This window comes from Photorhabdus namnaonensis (genome assembly GCF_001684335.1).
GTDB lineage: Bacteria > Pseudomonadota > Gammaproteobacteria > Enterobacterales > Enterobacteriaceae > Photorhabdus > Photorhabdus namnaonensis.
The window spans coordinates 1-317 of sequence record NZ_LOIC01000066.1 but is presented as its reverse complement, the minus strand read 5'-3'; the positions used below and the strand labels follow the sequence as shown (position 1 = coordinate 317).

The 317-nt window shown below is 59.6% G+C and carries 1 protein-coding gene; it reads right to left on the bottom strand.

The features are described 5' to 3' along the window. Nucleotides 1-317 (bottom strand): RHS repeat domain-containing protein (locus tag Phpb_RS11675; RefSeq protein WP_205634768.1); only part of this gene is annotated, 317 nt, incomplete at both ends.

Below are 317 nucleotides of genomic sequence, written 5' to 3'. Positions count from 1 at the left end.
GTCCGGGGAGTCCACGGTTAACAGCCGGCCCAGGATGTCGTAATGATAACGGGTGGTCCCTTCCGGGGCGCGCAGCGTCGTCAGCCGGCGGGCAGCATCATAATCATAGCGGGTTACGTTCTCTTCCCCGTCCCGCTTTTCAATGCAGTTCCCCGACCGGTCATAGCGATAATGCCACTGCGTGCCGGCGTAATCCTGCTCGGTGATAACCCGCCCATCGGCATCCAGTGTGTAGGTGTAAGTTTCCCCCTGCGGGTTAATCACCTGCGTCAGTTGCAGCGTGTCGGCATCATAACGATACTGCCAGCGATGCCCCT